This window comes from Modestobacter caceresii (genome assembly GCF_000761485.1).
GTDB lineage: Bacteria > Actinomycetota > Actinomycetes > Mycobacteriales > Geodermatophilaceae > Modestobacter > Modestobacter caceresii.
In genome coordinates this window covers 61802-68354 of the sequence record NZ_JPMX01000025.1, presented here as the reverse complement: position 1 = coordinate 68354, position 6553 = coordinate 61802, and the positions used below count along the sequence as shown (strand labels likewise).

At 74.5% G+C, this 6553-nt stretch carries 9 protein-coding genes; 8 read left to right on the top strand and 1 reads right to left on the bottom strand.

Annotated features, from left to right (window positions below):
• The 8 genes from IN07_RS08280 to nusB form a co-directional block, all read left to right on the top strand.
• A partial coding sequence (locus IN07_RS08280) for a prepilin peptidase (RefSeq protein WP_036335081.1) occupies positions 1-432 on the top strand: 432 nt, incomplete at its 5' end.
• A 72-nt stretch (positions 433-504) separates the two neighbouring features.
• Entirely contained in the window at positions 505-1683 is a 1179-nt protein-coding gene (aroC, locus tag IN07_RS08275; protein ID WP_036335055.1) for a chorismate synthase, read from the top strand.
• Positions 1680-2210 (top strand): shikimate kinase, encoded by a 531-nt coding sequence (locus tag IN07_RS08270; RefSeq protein WP_036335053.1) that lies wholly within the window; start codon positions 1680-1682, stop codon positions 2208-2210. Before aroC ends, IN07_RS08270 begins: the two co-directional genes overlap by 4 nt.
• Positions 2207-3271 carry a 3-dehydroquinate synthase gene (gene aroB / locus IN07_RS08265; RefSeq protein WP_036335051.1) on the top strand — a complete coding sequence of 355 codons (1065 nt, stop codon included), beginning with the start codon at positions 2207-2209 and terminating at the stop codon, positions 3269-3271. Before IN07_RS08270 ends, aroB begins: the two co-directional genes overlap by 4 nt.
• A complete protein-coding gene (gene aroQ, locus IN07_RS08260) occupies positions 3268-3702 on the top strand; it encodes a type II 3-dehydroquinate dehydratase (RefSeq protein WP_036335050.1) in 435 nt (144 codons plus the stop codon). The genes aroB and aroQ overlap by 4 nt, the downstream gene beginning before the upstream one ends.
• Entirely contained in the window at positions 3699-4796 is a 1098-nt protein-coding gene (locus IN07_RS08255; RefSeq protein WP_036335048.1) for a M24 family metallopeptidase, read from the top strand. Before aroQ ends, IN07_RS08255 begins: the two co-directional genes overlap by 4 nt.
• Positions 4797-5357 carry an elongation factor P gene (gene efp / locus IN07_RS08250; protein ID WP_036335045.1) on the top strand — a complete coding sequence of 187 codons (561 nt, stop codon included), beginning with the start codon at positions 4797-4799 and terminating at the stop codon, positions 5355-5357.
• A 4-nt stretch (positions 5358-5361) separates the two neighbouring features.
• On the top strand, positions 5362-5766 hold the full coding sequence (gene nusB / locus IN07_RS08245) for a transcription antitermination factor NusB (protein ID WP_036335044.1): 405 nt from the start codon (positions 5362-5364) through the stop codon (positions 5764-5766).
• Between the two features lie 116 nt (positions 5767-5882).
• Here nusB and bldD read toward each other — a convergent pair whose 3' ends face one another.
• Entirely contained in the window at positions 5883-6425 is a 543-nt protein-coding gene (gene bldD / locus IN07_RS08240; RefSeq protein WP_052091032.1) for a transcriptional regulator BldD, read from the bottom strand.
• Between the last annotated feature and the right edge of the window lie 128 nt (positions 6426-6553).

Below are 6553 nucleotides of genomic sequence, written 5' to 3'. Positions count from 1 at the left end.
GCCGCCGTGGTGCTGGCCGGGGTGGACCTCGCCCGGCACCGGCTGCCCGACCGGGTCGTCCTCCCCGCGGCCGCGGTCGGCGTCCTCGCCCTGGCCGTGGACGCCGCCGTGCTGGGCACCTGGCCCGCGCTGGGCCGGGCCGTGGCAGCCGGCGCTGTCGCCTGGGGGCTGGGCACCGTCGCCCGGCTGGTGCAGCCCGGCGCGTTCGGCGGCGGCGACGTGAAGCTGCTCGGCCTGCTCGGTCTGCTGCTGGGTTGGGTGGGCTGGAGCGTGCTCCTGGCCGGGGTGCTGGCCGGCTTCGTGCTCGGTGCGTTGGGCGCGCTGCTGCTGATCGCCCTGGGGCGGGCCGGCTGGCGCACCGCCGTGGCGTTCGGCCCGCCGCTGCTGGCCGGCGCCTACGTCGCCCTGGCGCTGGCCGCGCCGCTGCCGTGAGGCCGCCGCCCCGGGGCCCGTCCGCAGCCCGCGGCGGACGGTGGGAGAGGGGCTCCTTCTAGAATCTCCGGCATGTTGCGCTGGTTGACCGCAGGTGAGTCGCACGGTCAACAGCTCACCGCCATCCTGGAGGGGCTGCCCGCCGGGGTGCGGGTGCAGACCACCGACCTCGACGTCCAGCTCTCCCGCCGCCGGCTCGGCCACGGCCGCAGCGCACGGATGAGCTTCGAGGAGGACGTCGTCACCCTCACCGGCGGCGTCCGGCACGGGGTGACCCAGGGCGGGCCGATCGCCGTCCAGGTCGGCAACACCGAGTGGCCGAAGTGGCAGAGCGTCATGGCCGCCGACCCGGTCGACCCGGAGGTGCTGGAGGGGCAGGCGCGCAACGCCCCGCTCACCCGTCCCCGGCCCGGCCACGCCGACCTCGCCGGCATGCAGAAGTACGGCTTCGACGACGTCCGCCCGGTGCTGGAGCGGGCGAGCGCGCGGGAGACCGCGGCCCGCGTCGCGCTGGGCACCGTGGCGCAGGCCTTCCTGCACCAGGTGCTCGGGGTGCGGGTGGTCAGCCACGTGGTGGGGATCGGGCCGGTCACCGTCCCCGACGGGGTGCTGCCCGGCCCGGAGGACAACCCGCGGCTGGACGAGGACCCGGTGCGCTGCGCCGACCCGGCCACCAGCGCGCGGATGACCGCGGAGATCGACGACGCCCGCCGGTCCGGCGACACCCTGGGCGGGGTGATCGAGGTCGTCGTCCACGGCCTGCCGCCGGGCCTGGGCAGCCACGTCCACTGGGACCGCCGGCTGGACTCCCGGCTGGCCGGGGCGCTGATGGGCGTGCAGTCGGTCAAGGCGGTCGAGGTCGGTGACGGGCTGGAGACCGCCCGCCGGCGCGGCTCGGTCGCCCACGACGAGATCGACGTGGACGGCGACCGGTTGTCCCGGCGCACCGACCGGGCCGGCGGCATCGAGGGCGGCATGACCAACGGCGAGGTGCTGCGGGTGCGCGCCGCGATGAAGCCGATCAGCACCGTGCCGCGCGCGCTGGCCACGATCGACACCGCCACCGGCGAGGCCGCCGTCGCGATCAACCAGCGCAGCGACGCCTGTGCCGTGCCGCGCGGCAGCGTGGTGATGGAGGCGATGGTCGCCCTGGTGCTCGCCGACGCGGTGCTGGAGAAGTTCGGCGGGGACTCCGTGCCGGAGACCCGCCGCAACGTGCAGGGGTACCTCGACGCCCTGACCTACCGGTGACCGGCCCCGCGCTGGTCGTGGTCGGCCCGCCGGCGTCGGGCAAGACGACGGTGGGCGCGGCGGTCGCCCAGGCGCTGGGCCTGCCGTTCCGGGACACCGACGCCGACGTCGAGGCCCAGACCGGGACGACGGTGGCCGACCTCTTCGTGCAGCAGGGCGAGCCGCACTTCCGGGCGCTGGAGGAGCAGGCCGTGGCCCGGGCGCTGGCCGAGCACGCCGGGGTGCTGGCCCTCGGCGGCGGCGCGGTCACCAGCGCGGCGACCCGCCAGCGGCTGGTCGCCCACGGGCGGGCCGGCCGGGCGGTCGTCTGGCTGGACGTCGACGTCGCGTCGGCGGCCCGGCGGGTGGGTCTGTCCCGGGACCGCCCGCTGCTGGCGGTCAACCCACGCGCCATGCTGCGGACCATGCTCGAGACCCGCGCCCCGCTCTACGCCGAGGTCGCCACCGCGACCGTCCACACCTCCGCCCGTCCGGTCGAGGACGTGGTGGCCGACGTGCTCGCCGCCGTCGGGGCGGGCACCCCGTGACCGCCCAGCGGATCACCGTCGGCGGTGACCGGCCCTACGACGTCCTCATCGGCCCGGGTGTGCAGGCGCAGCTCGGCCTGGTGCTCGACGGCACCGCCCGCGCTGCCGTGGTGCACAGCCGGGCGCTGGCGGCCGCGGCCGGTGCCGCGGTCGAGACGCTGCAGCAGGCGGGGATCGCCGCCGAGGCGGTCGTCGTCCCCGACGGCGAGGCTGCGAAGACCGCCGAGGTCGCCGCCGGCGCCTGGGAGGAGTTCGGCCGGCTGGGGCTCACCCGGTCCGACGCCGTGGTGGGCATCGGTGGGGGAGCGGTCACCGACCTGGCCGGCTTCCTGGCCGCCACCTGGACCCGCGGGATCCGGGTGGTGCAGGTGCCGACCAGCCTGCTGGCCATGGTGGACGCCGCGGTCGGCGGCAAGACCGGCATCAACACCGCCGCCGGCAAGAACCTGGTCGGCGCCTTCCACCCGCCGGCCGCGGTGCTGGCCGACACCGATGCGCTGGCCGACCTGCCCGAGGCGGAGTTCCGGTCCGGGCTCGCCGAGGTGGTCAAGTGCGGGTTCATCGCCGACGGGCGCATCCTCGAGCTGCTGGCGGCCGATCCCACCGGCCGGGCCGACACCGCCGAGCTGATCGCCCGCGCCGTGCAGGTCAAGGCCGACGCCGTGGCCGACGACCTCTACGACACCGGACGCCGGGAGTTCCTCAACTACGGGCACACCCTGGGGCACGCGATCGAGCGGGTCGAGGACTTCGGCTGGCGGCACGGCGAGGCCGTGGCGGTCGGGCTGGTGTTCGCCGCCGAGCTCGCCTGCCAGGCCGGGCGGCTGTCCCGCGCCGACGCCGACCGGCACCGCGAGCTGGTCGCCGCCCTGGGGCTGCCGACCACCTACCGGGGCGACTGGGCTCAGCTGCAGTCGGTGATGCGGGTGGACAAGAAGGCCCGCGGTGCCTCGCTGCGCTTCGTCGTCCTCGACGGGCTGGGCGCGCCGGCGATCCTGACCGACCCCGACCAGGCCTGGCTGGACGCCGCCTGGGCAGCCGTGAACGGAGACCGTGCATGACGATCCAGGTGCTCAACGGCGCCAACCTCGGCCGGCTCGGCACCCGCGAGCCCGAGGTCTACGGCACGACCACGCACGCCGAGCTGGTGCAGCTCATCGAGGCCGCCGCCGCCGAGCTGGGGCTGGACGTCGTCGTCCGGCAGACCGACTCCGAGGGCGAGCTGCTCGGCTGGGTGCACGACGCCACCGACGCCGGCGACCCGGTGGTGATCAACCCCGGTGGGTGGTCGCACACCTCCGTCGTCCTGCGTGACGCGCTGGCCGCGGTGCCCGCCCCGGTGGTGGAGGTGCACATCAGCAACGTGCACACCCGAGAGCCGTTCCGGCACCACTCCTACGTCTCCGCCGTCGCCGACGGGGTGATCGTCGGGCTCGGCGTGCAGGGCTACGAGCTGGCGCTGCGCCACCTGGCCGCCCGGGGCGCACGATGACCCGGCCCGAGGCCGGCCGCCGGGACCGGCTGCGCGCCACCGCGGCATCGGCCGGGCTGGACGCCGTCCTGGTCACCGACCTGCTCAACGTCCGGTACCTGACCGGCTTCACCGGCTCCAACGGCGCGCTGCTGCTGCGCGTGGACGGGGCCGACGTCTTCGGCACCGACGGCCGGTACACCACCCAGGCCGGCACCCAGGTGCCCGACGTGGAGCTGCTGGTCGACCGCGCCACGATGCCCGCCCTGGCCCGTGCCGCACGCACCGGCGGGGCGACCCGGCTGGGCTTCGAGTCCCACGTCGTGACCGTCGACGAGCTGCGCGGCCTCGAGCGGCTGCTGGGTGAGGACGGCGCGGCAGTGGAGCTGGTGAGCGTCCGGCGGGCGGTCGAGGCGCTGCGGGCGATCAAGGACGAGGGCGAGGTGGAGGCGCTCCGCCGGGCCTGCGCGGTCGCCGACGCCGCACTCGCCGAGCTGGCCGCCGAGGGCGCGCTGCGGCCGGGGCGCACCGAGCTGCAGGTGGGCCGGGAGCTGGACGCGCGGATGCTCGCCCTGGGTGCCGAGGCGCCGAGCTTCGAGACGATCGTGGCGACCGGGGCGAACTCCGCCATCCCGCACCACCGGCCCGACTCCACCGAGCTGGCCGAGGGCGACTTCCTCAAGCTCGACTTCGGGGCCACCGTCGACGGCTACCACTCCGACATGACCCGCACCCTGGTGCTCGGGCACGCCGCGGACTGGCAGCGCGAGGTGTACGAGCTGGTGGCGACGTCGCAGGCGGCCGGTCGCGCGGCGCTCGCGGTGGGCACCGAGGTGACCGCGGTGGACGCCGCGGCCCGCGACGTGATCGTCGCCGCCGGGCACGGTGAGCACTTCACCCACGGCCTCGGGCACGGTGTCGGCCTGGAGATCCACGAGGCTCCGGGCATCTCGGCGCTGGGCGCAGGTACCCTGGCCGCTGGCATGGCCGTCACCGTGGAACCAGGCGTGTACCTGCCCGGCCACGGCGGTGTCCGGATCGAGGACACCTTGATCGTCACGGACGACGAGCCCGAGTTGTTGACCCTCACGAGCAAGGAACTGCTGGTCCTCTAGATGGCTACCACCAACGACCTCAAGAACGGCACCGTCCTCAACCTCGACGGCCAGCTGTGGACCGTCACCGACTTCCAGCACGTGAAGCCGGGCAAGGGCGGCGCCTTCGTGCGCACGACCCTGAAGAACGTGCTCTCCGGCAAGGTCGTCGACCGGACGTTCAACGCCGGCACGAAGGTCGAGACGGCGAACGTCGACAAGCGGTCGATGACCTACCTCTACCAGGACGGCGCCGACTACGTCTTCATGGACGGCGACACCTTCGACCAGATCCCGGTCTCGGCCGCGACGCTGGGCAGCGGGGCCGACTACCTGCTGGAGAACACCGAGGTCATCGTGGCGGTGCACGACGGCACCCCGCTGTACGTCGAGCTGCCGGTGACCCTGGAGCTGGTCGTGCAGCACACCGACCCGGGCCTGCAGGGCGACCGCTCCACCGGCGGCACCAAGCCGGCGACCCTGGAGACGGGCGCGGAGATCCAGGTGCCGCTGTTCATCACCACCGGCGAGAAGCTGAAGGTCGACACCCGCGACGGCCGCTACCTCGGCCGGGTCAGCTGACCTCGTGGCAGCCCGTTCCAAGGCGCGCAAGCGCGCGGTCGACGTCCTCTACGAGGCCGACCTGCGCTCCAGCGACCCGCTCGCGGTCCTGCGCGACCGCGTCGCCGACGGCAACCCGCCGGTGCCCGAGCACGCCGTCCGGCTGGTCGAGGGCGTCGTCGGGCAGCAGGCCCGGATCGACGAGCTGATCGAGGAGCACGCCTCCGGCTGGTCGCTGGACCGGCTCCCCGACGTCGACCGGGCCATCCTGCGGATGGCGGTCTACGAGCTGCTGTGGGTCGACGACGTCCCCGACGCGGTGGTGATCGACGAGGCGGTGGAGCTGGCCAAGGCGCTGTCCACCGACGACTCGCCGGCCTACGTGAACGGAGTCCTCGGCGGCATCGTCCGCGCCGAGATCCCCACCTGATGAAGGACCCCGTTGCCCCCCACCACTCGCAGGCTCGCGGCGGGGCCCTGCAACGGGGCCACTGACGCCGATGGCCCACTCCGCAGCGCGGAGTGGGCCATCGGCGTCAGGTCCTGCTAGCGCGGCGCGCGGCGGCGGTCGCCCCAGTTCGCCTCGTCGTCGTCCTCGGTGGCGTAGCCGACGCCGTCGGCGCCCGGGGAGAGCACACCCCACTCGATGAGCCGCGTGGTGAGCTCGTCGGGGCTCATGTCGTAGATGATCGCCAGCGACTTGAGGTCCTCGGCGCGGATCGAGAGCACCTTGCCGTTGTAGTCGTGCCGCTGCGCCTGGATGGTCGAGGCGTACCGGGCCAGTGGGCCGGCCTCGTCGGCCGGCAGCGAGCCCAGCGACTCCAGGTTGAGCACGATCTTGGTGCTCTTGGTGACCGCGGAGCTCGGCCGCGGGTCGGGCAGCAGCTCGGAGACGGGGACGCCGTAGAAGACGGCCAGCTCGGACAGCCGCTGCACGGTGACCGCCCGGTCGCCGCGCTCGTAGGAGCCCACGACGACGGCCTTCCAGCGGCCGTGGGACTTGTCCTCCACGCCCTGCAACGACAGCCCTTGCTGGTTGCGGATGGCCCGCAGGCGGGCGCCCAGCGCCCTGGAGTAGTCGGTGCTCATGACCTCTGCTCACTGACTGTCGTCGGTAGGGAACGGTTCTGGTCACGCAGAGTACTGGCACAGCTCGCGCGGCGACAGTCCGGGAGCCCCCAACGGGTCAGATCCCGTTCACGTGGTTGTCTCCCGGG

Bases quoted from the DNA above. Each gene is read 5' to 3' on its own strand.
- bldD (WP_052091032.1), bottom strand. From the start codon at position 6,425: ATGAGCACCGACTACTCCAGGGCGCTGGGCGCCCGCCTGCGGGCCATC.
- aroQ (WP_036335050.1), top strand. From the start codon at position 3,268: ATGACGATCCAGGTGCTCAACGGCGCCAACCTCGGCCGGCTCGGCACC.
- IN07_RS08255 (WP_036335048.1), top strand. From the start codon at position 3,699: ATGACCCGGCCCGAGGCCGGCCGCCGGGACCGGCTGCGCGCCACCGCG.
- efp (WP_036335045.1), top strand. From the start codon at position 4,797: ATGGCTACCACCAACGACCTCAAGAACGGCACCGTCCTCAACCTCGAC.
- aroC (WP_036335055.1), top strand. From the start codon at position 505: ATGTTGCGCTGGTTGACCGCAGGTGAGTCGCACGGTCAACAGCTCACC.